This is a genomic window from Alkalihalobacillus sp. AL-G (assembly GCF_030643805.1).
Classification (GTDB): Bacteria; Bacillota; Bacilli; order Bacillales; family Fictibacillaceae; genus Pseudalkalibacillus.
Map to the genome: position 1 here is coordinate 228708 of NZ_CP094656.1, position 22639 is coordinate 251346.

The following is a 22639-nucleotide window of genomic DNA, read 5'->3' on the forward strand; positions in this document are numbered from 1 at the left end:
AACCCCTTGTCCCCAAGGGGTTTTTATAATTTGTGCAGAGCTTATCATTGAAATCTAGTAAATTATTGAAATTTTTTCAAAAGTCTTGTTATTCAAGGGAACCTACTTTACAATTCGACATGTAGTCAAACCGGTAACATAAAAGGCTTAAATATACATAAATGAACGATAAGAGAGAAGTGTGAAGGCTATGAAAAAAATTGCTCTGCTTATTTTATTTCTCTTTTCTTCGTTCCTCGTTTTATCTGTGCAACCTAGTTTCACTATTGAAGGCGTAGGAAATGGAAAAGTGTACGCGGAGGATCCGATCATCCAAATCGAAGATGGATTTGGAAAATTGCATATAGAACTGAATGGTGAACCCATTCAAAATGGATATGAAATTACGGAAAACGGCGAATACGAGCTGACTGTCCGTTCAACTATTTTATGGAAAGACAAAATCGAAAATATCACTTTTGAACGAGATGATACCCCACCTCGTAAACCCGCAATCATGCATGGTGTAGAGTCTGTCTACTTTAAGGAAGCGAAGTTTGAATTGATCAACGAAGAAGATGTAACCTACGAAGCCACGGTGGATGGATTTCCGTATACATTCAATACTCCTATTAAAAAGGAAGGGGAGCATGTATTACGGATTACCGCATTTAAAGATAATGGATTATCATCTCAAGCGAAATATACATTTTCAATTGATAATACGACCTATACGAAAAAAGAGATTGATATGTTCATAGACTTTTATTTTGAACATGAGACGGAATTATTCAAATTCACCGATGACATCGATGTCATTGTACACGGTAAACCAACCGAGCAAGATATAAAGAAGACAAAAGATGTGATTGAGAAACTCAATGAAATGTTACCGTTCACATTAACGTATAAGAAGGACGCCAGTATCAAATTCTTTAAAAATCAAATCAACATGTACTTTACATCTGTTGATGATTTTAGTTCATATGGGTTCGAGGGCGATATCGTGAATGGGGAAAAGATGGTAATCGGATTTGCAAAATCCGAAGAAGTTTATTATGAAGAGGGGATTACAAAAGCGATTGTTCTGGTTGCTACGGATATAACCCAACGTGAGAGAGAAGCAACGATCATCCATGAACTGACACATGCAGTCGGGTTGTATAACCATTTTGAAAACGACCCAACGAGCATTTTATATCCTTACTCAGAAGGACAGGTAATGACGTGGAATAAGAAAGACGCAAAAATGATTGAACTTCTTTATCGCGAAGAGGTCACAGTCGGCATGGGGAAATGGGCAGTCCGGCAAATTTTGGAGCCTCGGACTGTGAAAAAATAAATAAATGGGATATAAAGACATAAGTCCAGTCTATCACGAGAATCGGGAACGTACATTTAATATGTACGTTCCCGATTCTTTTTTTAGCGGTGAATCGTATGAACCTGTCCCTGGTCAAGGTAAATACATTTTTAATTATATGATTATTAAAAGGTGTTGTTATTCACTAGCTTTTGTTTAAATTTTATAAATGTGGGCAATTTAAATAGGAATAATTTGGGAGATCAAGTGATATTGTTGTGACTCTAGTTCTTTATTCAACGGTCATTATGCTTTTTTGAGTTATTTTTGTACCACCTCTGGAGGATGTTCTTCAGATAAAATACAAAAAATAGTGAGGTTACTATGGTTAATGAAGTCTCAAAAAAGATGTCACAAATCCATAATACAATAGCGGAATTGAATGATTCCTATATAATAATCTGGACGGAAGATATGTTTCTCACATGGCGTTGGTGGCTGACTATGACCATACTGGTTTTACCCTGGGTTTTTTGGTTCTTCCTAAGAAAAAAGGAAAGCACCAACCGCTTATTGTTGTCAGGGTTAGTTGTTTATTTAGTCACTTCAACGCTTGATTCGATCGGAGTAGCATTCGGGCTATGGCATTATTTATACACACCCTTACCATATATTCACACATTTTTTGTACCATGGGATGTAAGTGCTTTCCCAGTGATGACCATGTTGTTGATTCAATTTAAACCGCAAATCAACCCTTTTATAAAGGCAGTATTTTTTGCACTGACCGTTGCATTTGTATTTGAACCCTTTTTTTCATGGTTGGATGTCTATGTACCAGTAAAATGGGAGTATTATTATGGTGTACCCATATATTTCTTCATTTACATCCTTGCCCACAGTGTGAGTAGAAGGAAGCATTTCGAACCGATTGAATAAATTTATTGCTACACTGTAAAGTCTCATTGAAAAGACATCAGCGTAAACTGGTGTTTTTTTCGTTAATCACATCAAAGTACATATGATGTTTTTATATTTTTTTAAGAATTTTTTAAGTGGATGTTTATAGAACACGTTTATTCTGATTGGCAAAGGAAGCTGCTCACACATTTCTCGGTCGCAAGCCCTAGAAGAAGACACCACCCGAGTCTAATGGAACAAACCATTGAACGCTGTAAAATAAGATTTGCGAACAGACTAAAAAATGGAAGGATGGAACTATGAATTTTTTGATTAAGTTCAGTTTGAAGAATGTTGCTGCAATTTTTATCATTACATTTCTAATTATTCTCGGAGGTTTGTATTCGTTTTCGAACCTGAAGATGGAAATGCTGCCTGACATTGAAAGCCCGGTATTAACGATTGAAGCAATCTATCCAGGTGCCTCTCCAGATGATGTGAACGAAAACGTCACAATGAAGTTGGAGGAGCAGGTTAAAAACATACAAGGTGTCGAGACAATTGAGAGCTCATCCTTTGAAAATGTCGGGATCGTCTCGTTAACTTTCCCGTATGATACCGATTTGGATAAAATGGAGCAAGAGGTCGCTAAGGCCATCGATCAGGCCCAATTGTCAGAGGACGTACAAACCGATATTTTGCGGTTCTCCCTCAGTATGATACCGGTTTACGATATTTCCGTGTTTGCCAAGGGGGATACGGATTTAACCACGTACATGGAAGAGGAAGTGGTCCCTGCTCTTAAAAAGGTAAAGGGTGTTCAAAATGTTGCGGTTGCCGGTGAAGAGCACCACTTGGTTCAAATTACGGTCGATAAAGAAAAAGCATTGCAAAGCGGACTGACACTCAGCAGTATCCAACAGCAGATCAACGCGAAATATTTATCGTTTCCTGCCGGACAGGTACAAGCCGATGATCTGGAGATTTCCGTCCGTGTCGAAGAGAAGCTCGAAACGATTGAGGAGCTTGAAAACCTTCAACTATTGCCTCCGGGAATAAACCAGCTAAATGCAACTCCTGTATTTTTAAAAGACATCGCAAACGTTGAAGAGGTCACGAAACAAACAGAACTAACACGATACAATCTGAAGGATGCGATATCACTCGTCGTTACAAAAAAGCAGGATGCCAATACGGTCGAGGTTGCGGATGAAGTGACCAGCGTATTAAATGAGTACGAAGACAAAATGAATTATTACATCGGCTTTGATTCAGCTTCGACCGTGAAGGATTCGGTCCATACGCTAGTACGTGAAGGATTGTTGGGAGCAGTATTTGCTTCACTTGCGGTCCTGCTCTTTTTACGGAATATCCGTGCGACGATCATTGCGGTCATCTCGATTCCGTTTTCGTTGATCTTTGCATCGATATTTCTGAATCAGCTTGATATTTCTTTGAACATGATGACGTTGGGTGGAATGGCGGTTGCGGTCGGTCGTGTGGTCGATGACAGTATCGTCGTGATCGAAAACATTTTCAGGCGTGCCCGGAGAGCTGGTGAAGAGAAGATTTCCAGTGAGCTGATCATCGATTCGACGAAAGAAATCATTAAAGCGATCGTATCTTCAACGCTCACGACAATTGTCGTCTTCCTGCCACTAGGTTTTGTTGAAGGTGAAACAGGCGGGTTCTTCATGCCTTTCGCACTGACGATTACGTTTGCACTTATCGCTTCTCTTCTCGTATCGGTGACGTTAGTGCCGATCTTAGCGAAGTATTCGTTCAAACGGGTTCCTAAGGAAGAGAAGGAAGGCTTTTTACAACGAAAATATGCAAAGTTGATTGAGCGATCTTTAAATCATAAGGTGGTTACCATCGTTATTGCTTGTTTGCTGCTTGCCGGTTCGATCATGCTAGTTCCGAGATTAGGCTTTACATTTTTACCAAATGAGGAGCAAAAGATCTTAACCGCATCAATTGAGTTGCCTGCTGCGACAACGATGGCTAGGACAAATGAGGTTTCTTTAGAAATTGAAGAACTGTTCAACGAGCAAAACGAAATTAAAGACATTACTGCAGCAGTTGGAAGCCGAGATATGTTTACCGGCTTGAAGTTGGAAAACAAAGCGAATTATTTTCTCACGTTGGAAGATGGTGTCCAAGTCGATGAGTTTGTAAAAGGGCTGCGAAAAGACATGGAGGCTGTCATGGGTGAGGAAGCGGAAGAAGGGCAATTCACTGTCCAAGAGCTTGCAATGGGTGGCCCTCCGACAAACAACAACATCATGATTGATCTATACTCGAACGATTTGGACGAATTGCAAAAAGCGGCTAAAAAAGTCGAAGCATACTTGAAAAAGAACGAGGATTTGAAAAATGTAACGAATAACTTTACCGATAAACAACGACAATACCTTGTGGAAATTGATTCGAGTAAATCATCGGAGTTTGGGGTTGCGGGCATGCAAGTACTCGGTACGATATCCGATCAAACAAGGCCTGTTGAAGTAGGAGAGTTGACACTGAATGAAGACGTTAAAACGGTACAGCTTTCGTATGACGAAGAATTGACTGCGAACGACCTTCAGGAATTGACTGTTTTTAGTCAAAAGGGTCCTGTGAATTTAGAAGAAATAGCAGATGTGAAAGAAATCGAAAGCTTTACTTCGATTCAAAAGCTGGATGGCAAGGTATTCGCCCGAATCAGCGCACAGGTAAAAGGCAATGATATCCAAGCTGTAACAGATCAAGTGACAGCTGGGGTGAAAAATGATATTAAATTACCGGAAGGCGTGTCGTTTGAAAGCGGAGGGGGAAGTGAAGAAACAACCGAGCAATTCCAGCAGATGGGGATTGCGATGATTGCCGCGATCGGTTTGGTATACTTGACGATGCTGATTACATTCGGTAAAGCGCGTATTCCGATCATTATCCTTTCATCCTTAGTATTTGTTCCGATTGGATCCTTTACCGCACTGTTTCTTGCGAAAGAACCACTATCGATAAGTGTCATGATCGGGTTCCTGATGCTGATCGGAATTGTCGTAACGAACGCGATCGTTTTGACGGACCGCATCACCAGAAATCAAGAAGAAAAAGGATTGACCATTCGTGAAGCATTAATTGAAGCCGGCAAAACACGACTGCGTCCAATATTGATGACCGCATTGGCTACGATTGCGGCATTGCTGCCACTTGCGTTCACGACATCATCGGGAACTATTATTTCAAAAGGGCTTGCTCTTACCGTTATCGGTGGTTTAGCATCATCGACGTTATTGACATTAATTTTAATCCCGATTCTATATGAGTTATTCTTTTTCCGACGAAGTAAGAAAGAGCGTATCAATAAGACGACTGAAATAACTCATTAACGTATTTAGGTCCAACGACTCTCACATATCCCTTTTTCATTTGGTACATTTAGGAAGTGAATTCGGAAAGGAGAGTTTGAAATGGATCGACTAATATTTAAACAGTTTGAGTTGACGAGAGGGTTTTTTTTGAAAACTATTCAAGAAGTCTCGGAAACAACCGCGAAAGTACAACCAGACGGTTTCAACAACACGATTCACTGGCAAATCGGCCATGTTTTAACGGTCGCTGAGCAGGTGATGTTCGGCTTTCCTGACAATACGACTCACTTACCAACAAACTATACGGACTTGTTCGGGAAGGGGACAAAGCCTGCTGATTGGAAAGGCGGTGTACCTGCCATAAAAGATCTCTCTATCCAGTTAACGGATCAGTTGGATCGTCTGCAGCAAATTCCTGCCGAACGGTTCAATAAAACGCTGAAGGAACCGTTTTTTGGGCTTGAAACCTTTGGGGAAATGGCTGGTTTTGCGTTACTCCATGAAGCGGGCCATATGGGCCAAATCAAAGCGATGAATCGCATTATCGAACATACAAGGGTAAAGAGCTGAAAAGAAAGACGTTGATTTTGAATGTGCAGAACATACAGATATCAAATAACGAAAGGGTGAAAAAGTACAATGATCTACTGATCCTATTGCATGAAAAACAGTCGTTATACGAAATGGTTTTCTGAATAGGATTCATCTGTACTTTTTCACCTGATGAATGTAGTGTACTCTCTTCCTGTTCAGATGTTCATTTAGCGATACCTTTTCTGAATTAGGATTAGAGATGTACTTATATAGGGGTTAGAAACTTACAACCAATTTTGTAAATGTTCTATTTGCTATATAACACTCATTGCCTCCTATTCAGAAATGGCTGGGAGGTTTTTTATGTTTCATAATAAAAAAATGTATATCTATGCTGGACCCATCTTGTGTTTGTTCTTTCATTGATGAGCTTTTATTGGGCAAGTGGTGGGGTGAGTTCCAAAAGTTAACTGTTAAGCAAAATTACTTGAGAAATTGTTCAGGATAGTGGATTATAGATAAGTATGATTTTTATTATGGTGGAACATTTTGGAGGAATAACATGGAAACGAAGCTCAATACGAAAATAATTTTAGTCACCTTTATGATTGGTGCCTTTTTTGCCATATTAAATGAAACCTTACTTAATATAGCATTGACAGAGCTGATGGTCGTATTTGACATAGATGCACCGACCGTTCAATGGATGGCTACTGGATTTATGCTCGTGATGGGTGTCTTGATGCCAATTTCTGCATTGTTGATCCAGTGGTTTACGACAAGACAAATGTTCATCGGTGTCATGGCCGTGTTTTTAATGGGAACGGTTATCGCTGCTTGTGCGATTAATTTTCCGATGCTGTTAACAGGACGTATGATCCAAGCGGTCGGAACCGGGCTGTTGATCCCAGTTATTATGAATGCGTTGCTGTTCATGTATCGCCCTGAAGTTCGTGGAAAAGTTATGGGGACGTTTGGATTGGTCATTATGTTTGCTCCGGCAATCGGTCCGACCTTATCGGGTGTCATCGTTGACTTGTTTGGGTGGCGCTGGTTATTCATTTTCGTCATTCCGTTCGCATTGTTTTCAATCCTCTTTGCAATAAAGTTTTTGCAAAACGTCGGAGAGGTTACACGTCCGAAGGTTGATATTTTATCGATCGTACTTTCTTCAATCGGGATTGGTGGAATTGTGTATGGCTTCAGCAGTGCAGGAGAGGATCCTGAAGGGTTTTCATCCGTAAAGATTCTTTCGATCATTTTTACAAGTCTATTAAGCTTATTGTTCTTTGTCCTGCGCCAATTGAAACTAGAGGAACCATTGTTAGATGTCCGTGTTTTTAAATATAAAAACTATTCACTAGGTGTCAGTCTCTTTGTCCTTGTTATCATGGCGATGTTCGCCTCTGAAATCGTAATGCCGATGTATTTGCAAGGACCTCTCGGATATTCAGCAAAGTTAGCAGGATTGCTGCTTTTACCAGGTGCGTTATTGAACGGTCTCATGTCACCTGTGATGGGGGGGCTGTTCGATAAGTTTGGACCTAGGAAGCTGATGATTCCTGGAACGCTCGTATTAGTCGGGGTCATGATCTTCTTCAGCAATATCAATCCTTCGATGCATATTTGGTCCTTCATTTTTGTCTATATCTTATTGATGCTGTCGATCTCAGCGATTATGATGCCCGCTCATACGAATGCATTGAATGAATTGCCGAAGAAACTATATCCCCATGGTACAGCTATCGGGAACACCTTACAACCGATCGGCGGTGCACTCGGGGTTTCAATTTTTGTAAGCATAATGAGTCAAGGTGAGAACAGTTATTTAGAAAAGCAATCCGGACCTGTAACAGAGAAAATCATGAATGAAGCGATGACTCACGGTGTACACCACGCCTATTGGTTTGCACTAGCGTTAAGTGTTGTTGCGTTCGGGATCGCCTTATTCATTAAAAAAGCGATTGCACCGGATTTTGATAAAGCTGATTAAACGAAAGCAAAAGTAGTTCAAGAGAGTATCTCTTTTCCCAAGAGATGCTCTTTTTTTATGTTTTGAACGAAATATTTTTAAAATAGTGTAGCGGATGTACAGTAGGTATCGTCTAATCGTACGGAGGTGGTTAAAATGGAAGGGCAGTCCCACGATGACAGAATTCAATCCTTTTCGAAGGAACCATCTAAAGCTCTTGAAAAAATGATGGACTGCTACGGTTCAACCATATTACGAACGGCTTTTTTCTACCTAGGTGACCGGCATTTAGCTGAAGATGTAAGCCAAGAGGTATTTATCCGTGCTTACCGGAACTGGGAAAAATTCCGTGGGGACAGCAGTGTTAAGACTTGGCTTATCAGAATAACTATCAACCTATGCAGGGATAAAATGAGTTTAAAGGCATCCTCAGAGAAACCGACCGATCCCTTTTTAATAGATGGAAGCTCTCAATTCAGTGTTGAAGAAGAAGTTTTAAAACGAATAAACAATACAGATATGTTAAAACATGTATTGAATTTACCTCTACATTATCGAGAGGTCTTATACCTATTCTATTATCTCGACCTCAGTACTGCTGAAATCACGAAAGCCATCGAAACGCCAGACGGGACAGTTCGCGGCAGGCTGCATAGAGCTCGGAAACGATTAGAGGAGTGTTTGAAAAAGGAGGGATTAGACCAATGACCGATCCGAAACAATATTTACACAAACAATTCAAGGACGAAGCGGATGACACACTATTTGAAGGTCTCGACATAAACGCTGAATTTAAGGATGAAGTACGAAAAAAGGTTAATAAGCGGAACACCAGATTTGAATGGTTATCAAATCTTATATGGAAGAAACGAACCCTTAGTACAGTATCTGTAGCAACTTTTGCATGTATATTAGTGATGCTTACACCGATGATCCTTGATTCGCAAAATAAAACAAATACTGGTGAGGATATCAATTTAAATGAGACGCCGATTGATAACAAGGTGGGTACATTAGCTGGAGATTCGAATACGATAACAGATCCAACCTTAATTGACTATGTGGATCTAAAAACAAAAGAGGAAGCAATCGAGTTACTTGGAGATGGTCTTATGGTGCCTGCATATCATCCTGAGTATTTTGAACTGAGCAGGATACATGCACTTGAGAACAGTGAAGGGAAAGCAACAAAGGTTATCTTCACGTATACTTCGGAAAACCAATCCTACTTGGTAATAGCAGATACTAATACGCAGCAATTCGGATACAATAATTTTAAAAGGATTACGATAAACGGGGATGAAGGTTTCCTCAAACCAGACGATCCGAATGATTCAAGCGCTGAACTGCATTTATATACGGAAGAGTTTCATTATATGATCGGCGGTTTAATATCAAGCGATGAGGCTATAAAAATAGCAGAGTCACTAGAATAATAAAAGTTGTTAGAGAGATAGGAGGATCCCTTTGCGAAAAGCTGATAAAAGGCTCTTAAAGAAAATCATATATGTTGTAACTTTTAGTTCAATCGTTTTTGGTCTTATTCAGCTTTTCGGAGGAGATGATGGGAAGCTTGAAAACAAGGACAATCCTGCTCCGAGTCAGCCACCTACAATAGAGGAAAAGCCGGATCACACGGAAAATAGTGATCCAGAGTCAATCGTTCGTGATATCCTTTCATTATCTAAAAAAGGGAAAGTGCTGCATGCCCCTTTTATGGCAGGCAGTACCGAAATTCAGGCAGTACAAGACAAATGGGGAGAACCAGATAGAACGGATGAATTTCCGAACGGATTCTACGTAAACTATCCTGATCACCACGTGACGCTCGGTTATAAAGACGATCTGATTTTCGATATCCGGTCGTTTCATTCTGAATTGCAAACGATTCAATTAAATGAAATCAAAGAGGTTAGCGGGGAACCAGATGAGGTTCGCTATTATAAGGATGAAACGCATGACCAAATCATTCTCGTATATCAAGTCAATTCAATGTATCAACTGAAATGGGTTTTACCTAAACCGACAGACAGTGAGCCGGATCCAAATGTCCATCATGTCTCCGTATATACACCGTATAAAAACGATGATGATGAGCAAAAGGCGATCTCCGAAGTCATTTCAAACATGAGTTTAAATGAAAAGATCGGTCAAATGATTTTTGCCGGCATTACCGGACCGACACTAAATGCGAATACAAGATCCTTAATCAACAACGATAAAGTCGGCGGTATCATTTTTTATCCGGAAAATTTGCAAACGCCGCAACAAACCGTTCAACTGCTGAATCAGATAAAGTCCGAAAATGCGCATAATCGTTTGCCGCTTTTGTTAGGTGTGGACCAGGAAGGTGGGCGAATATCCCGATTGCCTGGGGACATCATTAAGCTTCCGACAAATAAACAGATCGGAACAATTAATAATCCCAAGTTATCATACGAAATCGGTGCCCTTTTAGGAATGGAGCTGAAAGCGTTTGGGTTTAATCTTGATTTCGCGCCTGTACTGGATGTGAACAGCAACCCGAATAACCCAGTCATTGGCGATCGATCATTTGGGAACAACCCAGAAATCGTAAGTTCGCTTGGTATCGAGACGATGAAAGGCATTCAATCACAAAAGATCATTTCAGTCATCAAGCATTTTCCCGGGCACGGCGATACTTCTGTTGATTCACATCTGGAGCTTCCAGAAGTCGATAAAAACCTTGAGGAACTAAAAGAACTTGAGCTGATTCCATTTAAACGAGCTATCGGTGAAGGGGCAGATGTCGTGATGGCCGCCCATATATTGCTGCCGAAACTCGACGCTGAACTTCCCTCTTCCATATCGAAAAGGATTATCACCGACATTCTAAGAAAACGATTAAACTTCAATGGGGTTATCATTACCGATGACATGACAATGGAAGCAATCACCGACAACTACGAAATCGGCCGGGCAGCTGTGGAATCCGTGAAAGCAGGCAGTGATATTGTGTTAGTCGCACACGATTATGAGAACGTTGTAGCTGCAGTCGATTCATTGAATGGTGCAGTCCAAAATGGAGAAATATCTATAGAAAGAATCAATGCAAGTGTCACGCGAATCATTCAGTTGAAACGAAAATACGATGTCGATGATGAACAAGTGGACGCAGTGAATGTGAGTAAACTTAACCAGTCGATACGAAATGTGCTCAACACTTACATAGATTAAGGCAATAGCGATAAAGACGAATCAAAGAGAATAAATTGTTAAGAATCGAAGCTTGTACTCGGTTCTTTTATTTGTAGTTTTAAAGTTGTGAAAAAAGGATTTAATTTTCGATTGCTTATATTTCCATTTGTGAGATGGGCTGTGTGTATAATAGGGTTGTATCTTTTGCAAAAAGGAATGATCGTTCTACATTGAAAACTCAGCGTACATAATAAGGTGGTTGTTGAATGAAGGTGCATTCTTGGATTCTATTTTTTACCGTTGCGTTATTGTGGGGTATTCCGTATTTTTTCATAGAATTAGCGACTCATGAAGGAATTTCACCTGTTGGAATCGCTTTTTGGAGAGTATTTATAGGTGCACTTACACTATTGCCTATCGTGCTGTATAAAGGAGACTTCCGTGCTTTATATAACCGATGGGGCTTTTTAGTGATTCTTGCAATCTTAGACATTGCCGCACCATTTGTATTGATTTCTGTCGGTCAACTATCCGTGTCTTCTTCACTAGCCGGTATTCTTGTTGCATCTTGCCCGCTGTTTACAGCCATATTCGCTATACCGTTTGATAAGTCAGAGCGTATTACGGGTGGCCGTTTTGTAGGATTGGTCGTCGGATTTATTGGAATTATTGCATTGCTAGGCTTGGACTTTCAAGGCAGCACATTAAGAGGATCATTAGCGATATTAATTGCGAGTGCATGCTATGCGTTGGCAGGGATCGTAGTGAAGCGGTACTTTTCTGGTATCCCCGCTTCTGTTACAACCGTCGGAACACTTATCATCAGCTCCATTCTTCTGGCCATACCAGCGCTTATATTTTCATCGGAATCTTCGGTATCACTTGGCGGAATAGTTGCCGTGGTCGTTCTTGGAATTTTCTGTACCAGTTTAGCTTACATGTTTTTTTACAGCTTGATCGGTCAGGTAGGAGCAGGTAAGGCGATGGTGATCACGTATGTCTCACCCGTTTTTTCTGTTCTGCTCGGTGTGTTGATTCTTAGTGAGCCGTTTACGATGAATATTATTACTGGGCTCGTATTGATTCTGATCGGCTCTTGGCTAGCAACGGGCAATCTACCTTTTAAAACTAAGAGGAAAAAGGCTTTAAACCGAGATAAGAAATTAGAGATGTAAATGAAAGGGAGAACATTTTCCTATTTTCTCTTACATTCTCTTAATGTGAACTAAAAAGTAGTTTCATATTGAATCAACACTCATCTACTAGAATTGACCGTGTAAGAAATTTTAAAAATAGGAGATGAGGAGAATGAAGAAAACGGTACTAGGGATGGGGCTAGCTTTAGCAATGTTGGTTGTTCCGTTTCAACAGGTTTTAGCAGAAGAAACTACAGGTGAAATTAGACAAGTTGATAACGTAGCCCATCGTGGAGCATCCGGATATGCACCTGAAAACACCATTGCTGCGTTTGACAAGGCAGTTGAAATGAAGGCGGATTATATCGAAATTGATGTACAAAGGAGTAAGGACGGCCAACTAGTTGTTATTCATGATACGACGGTGGACAGAACTACGAACGGAACTGGATCTGTCAAGGATTTAACCTTTGAGCAAATCAGAAGTCTTGATGCTGGCAGCTGGATGGGAGAAGAGTTTGCTGGTGAAGAGATTCCTACATTCGCAGAAGTTCTTGAGAGATATCATGGTAAGATTGGTATTTTAATAGAACTGAAAGCTCCGCAGCTTTATCCCGGTATTGAAGAGACGGTTGCTATGATGTTAAAAGAACGAAACCTAGATAAACCTCAAAATGAAAAAATTATCATCCAATCCTTTAATTTTGAATCAATGGAAAAGATTAATTCGCTTCTGCCGTATGTTCCAATCGGCGTTTTGACATCATCAAGCGCTGATACCACCGATCAAGCATTAAAAGAGTTTGCTTCGTATGCCGAATACTTTAACCCAAGCTACAGAATTGTTACAGAAGAATTAGTCGATAAAGTTCACTCCCTAGATATGGGAATCTCCTCATGGACAGTACGCAGTCAAGAAACGGCTGATTTTCTTTTGGATATGAACGTCGACGCCATCATTACCGATTATCCTGATTATGTAGATCCACGAAACTAAATCATGTAGGTTACTGAATGAAAACCAGGCTTAGCAATTTGGCCTGGTTTTTTATGCATTTTGCACTGGATTACAACGTTTGTTCGGGTCTATTTTACTATGTGTGGCCGAATTATTACGCTCCGCGGCCGAAATAATTCAATTTGTGGCCGAAAAAACGATTCCCTGACTGACTTAACGTCTCTAAATGGGGTTCATACTATTAACTTAGCAAAATCGTACCTCACCTCGCGTAAAAAGTAAGATTGTCCACTGAGATTTCAGTTCAGGGATTATACTTTACATAAAAAACAAACATGATAATAATTATCATTAAAAGTTTTCAAAACCCTGTTAGTAATAATTATCATTATCAATTAGTAGAAAACATTCTCATTTAAATTTGACACACTTCGGTTATTTTGTTATAAATATTATATGATAATTATTATAAAATAGGGGAGTGGATGATGTGCAAAAATACGATTATCATCACCTCAATCATAAAAAAGAGCAGCAAAAATCCAAGAAAACGTTATGGGTTACGTTATTGCTTACATTGTTTTTTACCATTGTCGAGCTTGTAGGTGGTTTATTATCCAATTCTCTTGCGCTTTTATCCGATTCAGGACACATGATTTCAGATGTCGTCGCTTTAGGTTTAAGCATGGTTGCGATCTATATGGCAACACGGAACCCAGATAAAAGGTATACGTTTGGACGCCTTCGTTTTGAAATCATCGCCTCCTTTCTTAATGGGCTTGCACTCGCCGTGATTGCGATCGGGATTTTTATTGAAGGGATCAGGCGTATGATCCACCCGCAGGACGTCAATCTGCAATTGATGTTGATCATTGCGACCATTGGGTTGATCGTGAATGTGGTTTTAACCTATATATTGAGCAGGAGCATAAAAGAGGAAGAGAACCTGAATATTAAAAGTGCACTCTGGCATTTTATCGGCGATTTACTTAGCTCAATTGGAATCATTGTTTCGGGTATCCTCATTTACGTTACGGGATTTTACTTTTTCGATCCAATGATCAGCATCGTTATTGGCGTAATCATTTTCGTTGGTGGGTCAAGGATTATTCGAGAGTCGTACCTCATTTTAATGGAATCGGTACCAGACAAGTTCGATCTTGATCTTATCCGAGAGGACATCGGTATGGTGAATGGAGTGGAGGACGTCCATGAAATGCATTTGTGGACCATTTCAACCGATCACTTTTCGTTGACCGCTCACGTTTTTATCTGTGAAGGCATTCAGTCATTCGATGTCGTTTTAGCCATTGATGAGATGTTAAAAGAGAAGTATGGCATCGAGCATTCGACGATTCAGACCGAGCATCCAGCGATTCACGATCATGGTGAGTACGGAGAGCAATTTATGCTGCAGAAGGTGTGACGATTATTTCTGGTCGTGTTGGAAGCAAGAAGTATGTACACCTATGTTTTGGTAATCTCATTTGGCTGTCGAATACGTATCGATTCAAGCAACCGATAAAAAGGGATTTCCCTGCTTGTTCCGGGTGATATTACTAGTTTCAGGTAATATCTCCCTTCTTTTTTCCACCCAATTCGTCTCTAGGTCGTCTGTATATATAAAGGGGTTTCGGGGTGGTGTTTTTTTGGTGAAAACAGTCATAAGTAGTTTCGTTCGATTTATTGCTGTCATAATCGGGATTGTATTGATTTCAGCATTTCTCGGGATGACGATGTATGGGCTTGATTTCAGCTTTTCGAATTATTTTCATTATGTGAAAAATACGGTTGTATCTCTCACGCATCCCCAAGATATGATGGTTTACAAGGATATCTATCTTTACAAATTCGGCCAAGAGTTTTACAACTGGACGGATCAACAGTATAGGGTGTTCCCGGTCTTTTGGGAGTATTACATATATTCCATGAAGATATTTCTGACCGCTCTAATGGTATCAATTCTTGGAGGGGTTCTTCTCACGTATATAACATCCTTCTTTTCAAAGCGAGCTGTTCGTAAAATTTCAAATGTACTTTCCTTATTGGAAGCCTTACCCGATATTTTCGTGATTTTTGTCGTCCAAATTTTCATCATCTGGTTTTTCAAAAAGACAGAAATTCTCTTGTTTCCGATCGCAGGCGGGTTTGAACAGGTTTATTTCGTTCCGATTCTTGTGTTAGCCCTTTTACCGACGCTTTTCTTTTTCAAAGTGTCGCTGTTCATGACAATTGAAGAGTGCGAGCAGACGTATGTCGATTTCGCGACGAGTAAAGGATTGGCGCAGAACTCTATATTCCTCAGGCATATTTTCCGTAATGCCATCATCGGTGTCACGAGCCACTCTAAAGCAATCATTTGGATTATGCTGTCCAATTTGATCATTTTAGAAAGGCTGTTCAACATAAGCGGGCTGACGAAATACATACTGAACTACAATCAAACGGACGTCATTGCATTAAGTCTGATTCTTTTTTATATCCCAGTCTGCCTAATTCTTTTGGTGAGTAAGATCATCATCCATCGTACCACTGGAAAAGAGGTGGTGATCTGATGTTCGTATTGCGTTTATTACGGAATCCGATGTTCATGGTCAGTTCTCTGTTCACCCTAGGGATCTTGTTTTCAAGCATTGGTTATTACTTTATTAAAAATGATGTGACTCCAGTTGTGGGGTTGCTTTATGATGAGAATGGCGAACTGCTTAAACACCCATACAGCCCGATGGATTATCCGCCATTCGGCACAGACCATTTCGGTCGCCCGTTACTGAACCTGATTTTGATCGGATCAAAATACACCCTCGGGATAGCATTTGTCGTGGCTTTCTTACGGTTGTGCATGTCAGCTGTTATCGGTGTATTTTTAGGAATGTTCGTACCGAAATGGAAAAAATGGATTGCATCCGTCGTGGACGCATCGAATTACTTTCCAGCAACACTGCTCGGTTACTTCATACTAGTTTGGGTAATGATTTATTCCAAGCGCTTTGGAAATGTCTATACCTATTCCCTTTTGGAACACTATGCTTTGTTCGTCACCGTGTTTACGTTGATCGCCATTCCTACGATTTCGGTTCTTGTCATGAATGAAACGGACCGAATCATGAAAAAAGAATTCATTGAAGGCGTCAAAGTGCTAGGGGCAGGAAAGAGACAAATCATAAGGAAGCATTTGATGCCGTACCTAGTACCACAGTTTTGCATGATTTTCCTGCGTGAATTGGTTCAAGTCCTATTGCTTCTTGCACACCTCGGATTATTGATGATATTTGTTGGAGGCTACGCTTATCAAAAAGATATGTATAATGTTACACGAGAGTTTTCAATTTCCAATGAGTGGTCTGGACTGCTCGGGTTATGGTGGGAATTCATCTGGGCAGGATCCCCATGGATTACGGCTGTTCCTGTCCTCTTCTTCACAGTAACCATTCTATCTGTAAAAATGGCTTTAATAGGCTTTGAAAAGGAGTACAACAATGCAGAGTTTATGCCAAGAGTGAAACGAAAACCACTTGAACGGACGAACAAGATCCCCACCAAAGCTGACTTCCAGTCGGATTCCGTTGATTTTAATAAAAAGCATAGCGTGAATGAATGAGAAAGAGGTAATTTGGGTTGCAATTCTATTTTGAACCTGAAAATCCACCGTAAAATAGTGTATAATTTGGTGGAAGAATATTTTCATAGGAGGTACTTATTTTGGCTGATACTTTAATTTTCGGACATAAAAACCCTGATACGGATACAATTACTTCAGCGGTTGTCTATTCATTTTTAAAAAATAAATTGGGTATGGATACAGAACCTGTACGCTTAGGTAATATAAATGAAGAAACGCAATACGCTTTGGAGTATTTCAACATCGAGGCTCCGCGTCTTGTCGAGAACGTATCCAATGAGGTAAACCAAGTCATTTTGGTCGACCATAATGAGCGTCAACAAAGTGCGGACGGTATCGAAAAGGTTCAAGTACTTGAGGTAATCGACCATCACCGAATCGCAAACTTCGAAACAGCAGATCCACTTTACTATCGGGCTGAGCCGGTAGGTTGTACTGCAACGATTTTGAACAAGCTTTTCAAAGAACATGAGGTAGAGATTCCTAAAAATATTGCTGGCCTTATGCTTTCAGCAATCATTTCGGATTCATTGCTTTTCAAATCACCGACTTGTACGGATGAAGATGTAAAAGCTGCGAAAGAACTAGCTGAAATCGCACAGGTCAATGCTGAAGAATACGGATTGGAAATGCTTCGTGCAGGTGCGGATATCAGTGGTAAAACAACAAAGGAACTCATCTCACTTGATGCAAAAGAATTCACAATGGGGAGCAGCAAGGTTGAGGTTGCTCAAGTAAATACGGTTGATGTGAATGATGTCCTTAAGTTCAAGGAAGAACTGGTCAAAGATATTTCAGCTGTAGTTGAAGAAAAAGGCCTTGATTTGTTCGTATTGGTCGTTACGGATATTCTTGATAATGATTCAACTGTTCTTCCGATCGGAGAGAAAATAGACGCGGTAGAAAAGGCGTTCGGAGTTACATTGACCGACCAGATAGCTGTCCTTAAAGGTGTCGTATCGCGTAAAAAGCAAATTGTTCCTGAATTGACGACCGCATTATCTTAATTACCGAAAGCCTGGTGTGGAAAATCACACCAGGTTTTTTGCGTCGTAAATACGCCTTATTACTGTAACTTAGTTACGAAATCAGGTTTTAAGTTCGTTCCTGAAGTGAAGAAAACCTTGCCAGCACTTGATGCAATAGTATTTGGAAAGGTTTTGGGTTGCAAGCAGCAACAATCTTAACTTGAAGCAAGTCGCACAAACCTAGCTTCAATTGAATTCGTTTTTTGGACGAATTTTTTAGCTTCTCGAAATTCGTGTCTGATTAGCGTCTTTTTCAATTTTTCTATCCTGCAGCTCTTTAGACAATTCAACATCATTTCTAATGGTTGAGGAATGTAAATTATTATTTCGTGCAGCTTCTTCATTTAATCTTTCTCCTTTTGCCATTCTGACCAATCCTCCTTATCGTTTCATTCTTTATGATTTGGATCCTTCTTAGTTGCCCGGAATCCACCTGTTTTGTTTCCAGATGAATATTCGTATCCGAATTTCAACCCTGTCGTTTTCTCATTGTACGGTCCTGTTACTACTTGATATTGACTTTTATCTTTTTGAACCATGTCATTTGTCCACCTTTTTCGGTTGCCTCGTTACAGGCACTTTTTAAAACTGATCATCGGGGTGTAGGTTGTTCTGCATTAATGCTTGTGTTTTTCCAATTTGTTCGGTCGTAGCAGGCTCTACTTTATACCAGTCTTTTTCTTTCATGACTTCAAATAACTTACTTTGGTTCTGCTCTGCATTTTCAAAGCAATGCTTATAAACGTCTCTTAACTCTTTATGACTCGTTTCTAACAGTGCATTACTGCTGCTTCTGCATCTTCCTTTTTCTAACTCCAAACAAAGCTGGAGCATTTCACGATCCGTCAATCCACGGTTTTTCATATTATTAGGCATAATATATCACCTCCACCATTATTGGACGTTCATTGAACGATTAAAATATTTTGAGAGATCCGCAATTTTCATTTGATGACGTTCGGCAATATCTTCTAGTTGATTCTGGAGCTCAATATCTTCACATTGGGAAGCACACCAATTAATTGTTTTTGCGGTAATTTCCTCAGCCCGGATTTCGTCCTCAATGTATGAGAGTTCCTTTGTAGTAAGTTGGTTCATTTACAATCACCCCCGTGCAAATATGATAATTTTGTACTCTAATTAGTATTGAATGTTCGTTTGGTTTTTATCCAACCAGCTTAATTTAAGGAAAAAAGGGAATAAAAAAAGAGCGGATCAAAGTCCGCTCTTTCATCTGAAAACTTTTTTATTTAAGGTCTTCAATAGAATCTGCTTCTACGTAGGTTGGTACGACAAGCCCTGTTTTTGCACCTTCTAGGTTAGGTCCTAATCGTTCCATTTTGTCACCATATTGCTCGAGATAGTCTTTATGAGTCAACGGTAACCATCCTGCTACCATTCCGTCTGCATCACCACTTGCTACGGCAGCAAACATTGGAGCAGCATCTAATTGAATAAGTTCCACTTTATAGCCAAGATCCTCTAACACTTTTGCAACGACATTCGTGCTTGCAATTTCAGAATCCCATGCTACATATGCAAGAGAAACCTCTTCGCCATCAACTTTCTCTGCGCCTTTCGTCCATTCTCCTACTTTACCACTGTTTTCTTCAACCCATTTTGCAGCTGCTTTTGCCGGTTTCATACCTTCTTGAATGTTTACCATTACAGCACCCATATCTTCAGGAGTCCATTTGAATTGGTCAAGCACTTTGTACGCACTAGGTTGATCAGCTTTTAACCCTTTACGGGCAAACGTCTCGATGTTTTCCGCTTCTCCATAAACACCTTTTGGATCTTTAAGGTACTTAAGGTCGAATTTTGAGAACATCCAGTGTGGTGTCCATCCAGTGACGATAATCGGTTCTTCGTTATCAATAGCTTTTTGTAGCTCTGCTGCCATTGCTGCTGATGAAGATTCGATAAGCTCCCAATCAGCGAGGCTTTCGTATTCTTCTAATGCTTTATTTGTCGCCTTCATAATCCCGGCACCAGGCTCGATTCCTGTAATTTTATACTCTAATTGTTCACCGATGGATGCTGCACTTTCAGATCCTTCTCCATCACTTGATCCTTCATCTGACTCACCACTACCGCATGCAGTTAGCACAACGGATAGCGCGAGTAGCATTGCTAATCCTAGAAAACGAAATTTCTTTTTAAACATGTAAAAATCCCCCTTAGTTGTTTTTGCTTGTTCCTATATTTTGAGAAATCCGATCTAATACAATTGCTAAAATAACAATAGCAAGACCAGCTTCAAAACCAACTCCAACTTTTAATTGTGTTACTGCCCGATAGACGTCGGCACCTAGGCCCGGTGCACCCACAAGGGATGCAATGACAACCATCGAAAGGGCAAGCATAATACTTTGATTAATTCCAGCCATGATCGTTTGGGTTGCTAATGGCAGTTGAACTTTGAATAATTTCTGTTTCGTTGTTGATCCAAATGCATTGGATGCTTCAATCAAATCTTCAGGTACTTGACGAATCCCTAAATTGGTCAAGCGGATCGTCGGTGGCATCGCAAAGATAACGGAAGCGATAATACCCGGTACAACACCAATTCCAAAGAAGATAATTGCTGGAATCAAGTAAACGAAAGCAGGCATCGTCTGCATAAAGTCAAGAATCGGTGTAATGACATCCCGTGATCGATCACTTTGTGAAATCCATATGCCGATAGGAATCCCGATGATAATTGAAATGATCACGGAGGATAACACAAGTGCTAACGTATCGATTGTTCCATCCCAATAGCCTAAATTATGTATCAAAAATAATCCAACTACGGTAAAAAGGGAAATGGTCCATCGACTCGCCCACCAAGCAAGCCCTGCAAATATCGCGATTAAAATCAGGGCAGGTACAGAGGATAACACAAATACCAAGAAATCCACAAACCCTTCGATTCCCTTTGAAACGACGCCAAAGAGTGGACCTAGGGATTCGGTCAAAAACACTACTGCCTGATCGACCCAACTGGCAAGCGGTAATTTCGGAAATAGTTGCATTTCTACTTCACCCCATTTCCGTTTAAATGACTTTCATTACCGGCAAGTGCACCAATGACAGCACCACGAACAACAATACCCTTCAGTCGGTTATCTTGGTCAATGACTGGGAGCGGCACTGTTGAGTCAGCCATTTTTTCAAACATATCTACAATTAATGTATCTGGTGTAACGGTCGCCAAATCCGGTAGCAGTATATCTTCAAGAGACTGATTGTTTTTCGCTGCATCAGAAGCATCCTGAGCATTTACAGCACCGATCAGCTTTTGTTTTTTATCCACAACATAAATACTTGAAATGCCTTCATCTTTCATTAGTTGTAAGGCTACACGCGGACCTCGGTCATTTCGGACCTTTTCCGGCCGCTTCATTATATGTGCAGCGGTTAGTACCTTTGAAAGGTCGACATCTTCCACGAAACGCTCGACATAATCATTGGCAGGATTCATAAGGATCTCCTCTGGAGTACCTACCTGGACGATATTTCCGTCCTTCATTAACGCAATTCGATCACCGATGCGTAATGCTTCATCGAGATCGTGAGTAATAAAGACAATTGTTTTTTCCATTGTTTCCTGTAGCTCTAATAGTTCGTTTTGCATATCTTTTCGAATTAATGGATCGAGTGCACTGAACGCTTCATCCATCAGCAAAATATCCGGATCATTTGCAAGGGCGCGAGCTAATCCGACCCTTTGCTGCATTCCACCACTAAGCTCTTTTGGATAACTGTGTTCGTAACCTTCTAAACCAACAAGCTTCAATGATTCCAATGCTTTCTCCTTACGCGCTTGTTTATCAGATCCTTGTACTTCCAAACCGTATTCTGTATTCTCCAGTACTGTCCGATGTGGGAACAAGGCAAAGCGTTGAAAGACCATGCTCATTTTTTTCCGCCTTACTTCACGAAGCTGATTCGGTTTTAGTTTTACAATATCATTACCGTCAATTAAGACCTGCCCGTCAGTCGGATCGATTAGACGATTCAGCATTCGAACCAGTGTGGATTTCCCACTACCCGAAAGTCCCATTATGACGAATATTTCACCAGCATTCACTTCAAAATTCGCTTTATTGACACCAACTGTCATGCCAGTATCCTCTAAGATCTCTTGTTTCGATTTCCCTTCATTCAAGAGACTAACCCCTTGCTTTGGGGATTTCCCAAAGACTTTTGTGACATTCTGTACGTTTATCTTTGTTTGAGCCATCTCTGCACCTCTATTCTTTTGTAAACAATTGTCGTTACCTGTGGATAGTAATTTAGTCCCGTTACCTTTGCATACCTACTAAGTATAAAGACAATGCTAATGAGCAACAAACGTGAAAAATCGGCATATACAATTGATATAGTTCATACAGTAAAAACTGTACGTTCTAAACTTACGCATTCTTATAAATGGTTGGATATCCTCTAAAATGCTCACTTCGGCCTAGCTTTACATCGGTCTTTTCAATCTATAAAATGTAAATCAGCATAGGGTATACGAGATACTCGCTACAAAAGTACCTTTTATTGAAAGGCAAGAAGTATAAGTAATGTCTAGCTCCAGCACCCAGCCACTCGGATCACTTCAGACTTCCTGTGGCGGCGACAGCCTCCCCGTCAGTCTTCCAGTGACTTTCGTGGCTAAGCAGGGCGCTTTCGCTTTTCTTATGATTAGGACGGGTAGGT

General features: G+C 40.4%; 21 protein-coding genes. 14 read left to right on the plus strand and 7 right to left on the minus strand.

The genetic code is table 11. From position 1 onward, the window contains the following. The first annotated feature begins 190 nt into the window (after positions 1 to 190). The 14 genes from MOJ78_RS01260 (at position 191) to MOJ78_RS01325 (ending at position 17926) form a co-directional block, all read left to right on the plus strand. Complete coding sequence (locus tag MOJ78_RS01260) at positions 191 to 1321, plus strand: DUF2927 domain-containing protein (RefSeq protein ID WP_304979436.1); 1131 nt, start codon at positions 191 to 193, stop codon at positions 1319 to 1321. Positions 1322 to 1786: 465 nt separating this feature from the next. Next, a complete protein-coding gene (locus tag MOJ78_RS01265) occupies positions 1787 to 2221 on the plus strand; it encodes a CBO0543 family protein (protein ID WP_304979437.1) in 435 nt (144 codons plus the stop codon). A gap of 281 nt (positions 2222 to 2502) precedes the next feature. Beyond that, entirely contained in the window at positions 2503 to 5556 is a 3054-nt protein-coding gene (locus tag MOJ78_RS01270) for an efflux RND transporter permease subunit (RefSeq protein WP_304979438.1), read from the plus strand. Between the two features lie 81 nt (positions 5557 to 5637). Then, positions 5638 to 6108, plus strand: coding sequence for a DinB family protein (locus tag MOJ78_RS01275; protein WP_304979439.1), 471 nt, complete (start codon positions 5638 to 5640; stop codon positions 6106 to 6108). Between the two features lie 526 nt (positions 6109 to 6634). Further along, a complete protein-coding gene (locus tag MOJ78_RS01280; RefSeq protein ID WP_304979440.1) occupies positions 6635 to 8065 on the plus strand; it encodes an MDR family MFS transporter in 1431 nt (476 codons plus the stop codon). 135 nt (positions 8066 to 8200) lie between these two features. Beyond that, a complete protein-coding gene (locus tag MOJ78_RS01285; RefSeq protein WP_304979441.1) occupies positions 8201 to 8752 on the plus strand; it encodes a sigma-70 family RNA polymerase sigma factor in 552 nt (183 codons plus the stop codon). After that, entirely contained in the window at positions 8749 to 9480 is a 732-nt protein-coding gene (locus MOJ78_RS01290; RefSeq protein WP_304979442.1) for a DUF4367 domain-containing protein, read from the plus strand. Before MOJ78_RS01285 ends, MOJ78_RS01290 begins: the two co-directional genes overlap by 4 nt. Positions 9481 to 9511: 31 nt before the next feature. Further along, positions 9512 to 11242, plus strand: a complete 1731-nt coding sequence (gene nagZ, locus MOJ78_RS01295) for a beta-N-acetylhexosaminidase (RefSeq protein WP_304979443.1) — start codon at positions 9512 to 9514, stop codon at positions 11240 to 11242. Positions 11243 to 11469: 227 nt separating this feature from the next. Then, a complete protein-coding gene (locus tag MOJ78_RS01300; protein ID WP_304979444.1) occupies positions 11470 to 12378 on the plus strand; it encodes a DMT family transporter in 909 nt (302 codons plus the stop codon). Positions 12379 to 12502: 124 nt separating this feature from the next. Further along, positions 12503 to 13336, plus strand: a complete 834-nt coding sequence (locus tag MOJ78_RS01305; protein ID WP_304979445.1) for a glycerophosphodiester phosphodiesterase — start codon at positions 12503 to 12505, stop codon at positions 13334 to 13336. A gap of 451 nt (positions 13337 to 13787) precedes the next feature. Further along, a complete protein-coding gene (locus tag MOJ78_RS01310) occupies positions 13788 to 14723 on the plus strand; it encodes a cation diffusion facilitator family transporter (protein WP_304979446.1) in 936 nt (311 codons plus the stop codon). A gap of 226 nt (positions 14724 to 14949) precedes the next feature. Then, positions 14950 to 15852 carry an ABC transporter permease subunit gene (locus tag MOJ78_RS01315; RefSeq protein ID WP_304979447.1) on the plus strand — a complete coding sequence of 301 codons (903 nt, stop codon included), beginning with the start codon at positions 14950 to 14952 and terminating at the stop codon, positions 15850 to 15852. Continuing rightward, complete coding sequence (locus MOJ78_RS01320; RefSeq protein ID WP_304979448.1) at positions 15852 to 16898, plus strand: ABC transporter permease subunit; 1047 nt, start codon at positions 15852 to 15854, stop codon at positions 16896 to 16898. Before MOJ78_RS01315 ends, MOJ78_RS01320 begins: the two co-directional genes overlap by 1 nt. Before the next feature lie 101 nt (positions 16899 to 16999). Beyond that, positions 17000 to 17926, plus strand: coding sequence for a manganese-dependent inorganic pyrophosphatase (locus MOJ78_RS01325; RefSeq protein WP_304979449.1), 927 nt, complete (start codon positions 17000 to 17002; stop codon positions 17924 to 17926). 237 nt (positions 17927 to 18163) lie between these two features. Here the strand turns inward: MOJ78_RS01325 and MOJ78_RS01330 are convergent, their stop codons facing one another. From MOJ78_RS01330 to proV, 7 genes are all read right to left on the minus strand, one after another. Beyond that, positions 18164 to 18313 carry a hypothetical protein gene (locus tag MOJ78_RS01330; protein ID WP_304979450.1) on the minus strand — a complete coding sequence of 50 codons (150 nt, stop codon included), beginning with the start codon at positions 18311 to 18313 and terminating at the stop codon, positions 18164 to 18166. 23 nt (positions 18314 to 18336) lie between these two features. Beyond that, a complete protein-coding gene (locus tag MOJ78_RS01335; RefSeq protein WP_304979451.1) occupies positions 18337 to 18486 on the minus strand; it encodes a hypothetical protein in 150 nt (49 codons plus the stop codon). Between the two features lie 43 nt (positions 18487 to 18529). Continuing rightward, on the minus strand, positions 18530 to 18823 hold the full coding sequence (locus MOJ78_RS01340; RefSeq protein ID WP_304979452.1) for a spore coat protein: 294 nt from the start codon (positions 18821 to 18823) through the stop codon (positions 18530 to 18532). An 18-nt stretch (positions 18824 to 18841) separates the two neighbouring features. Next, a complete protein-coding gene (locus MOJ78_RS01345; RefSeq protein WP_304979453.1) occupies positions 18842 to 19045 on the minus strand; it encodes a hypothetical protein in 204 nt (67 codons plus the stop codon). Between the two features lie 148 nt (positions 19046 to 19193). Next, the gene (locus MOJ78_RS01350) at positions 19194 to 20114 is read right to left on the minus strand and encodes a glycine betaine ABC transporter substrate-binding protein (protein ID WP_304979454.1); all 921 of its coding nucleotides are present in this window, start codon (positions 20112 to 20114) and stop codon (positions 19194 to 19196) included. 13 nt (positions 20115 to 20127) lie between these two features. Beyond that, positions 20128 to 20964, minus strand: a complete 837-nt coding sequence (locus tag MOJ78_RS01355; protein ID WP_304979455.1) for an ABC transporter permease — start codon at positions 20962 to 20964, stop codon at positions 20128 to 20130. A 2-nt stretch (positions 20965 to 20966) separates the two neighbouring features. Further along, entirely contained in the window at positions 20967 to 22175 is a 1209-nt protein-coding gene (gene proV / locus MOJ78_RS01360; protein ID WP_304979456.1) for a glycine betaine/L-proline ABC transporter ATP-binding protein ProV, read from the minus strand. Positions 22176 to 22639: the final 464 nt, after the last annotated feature.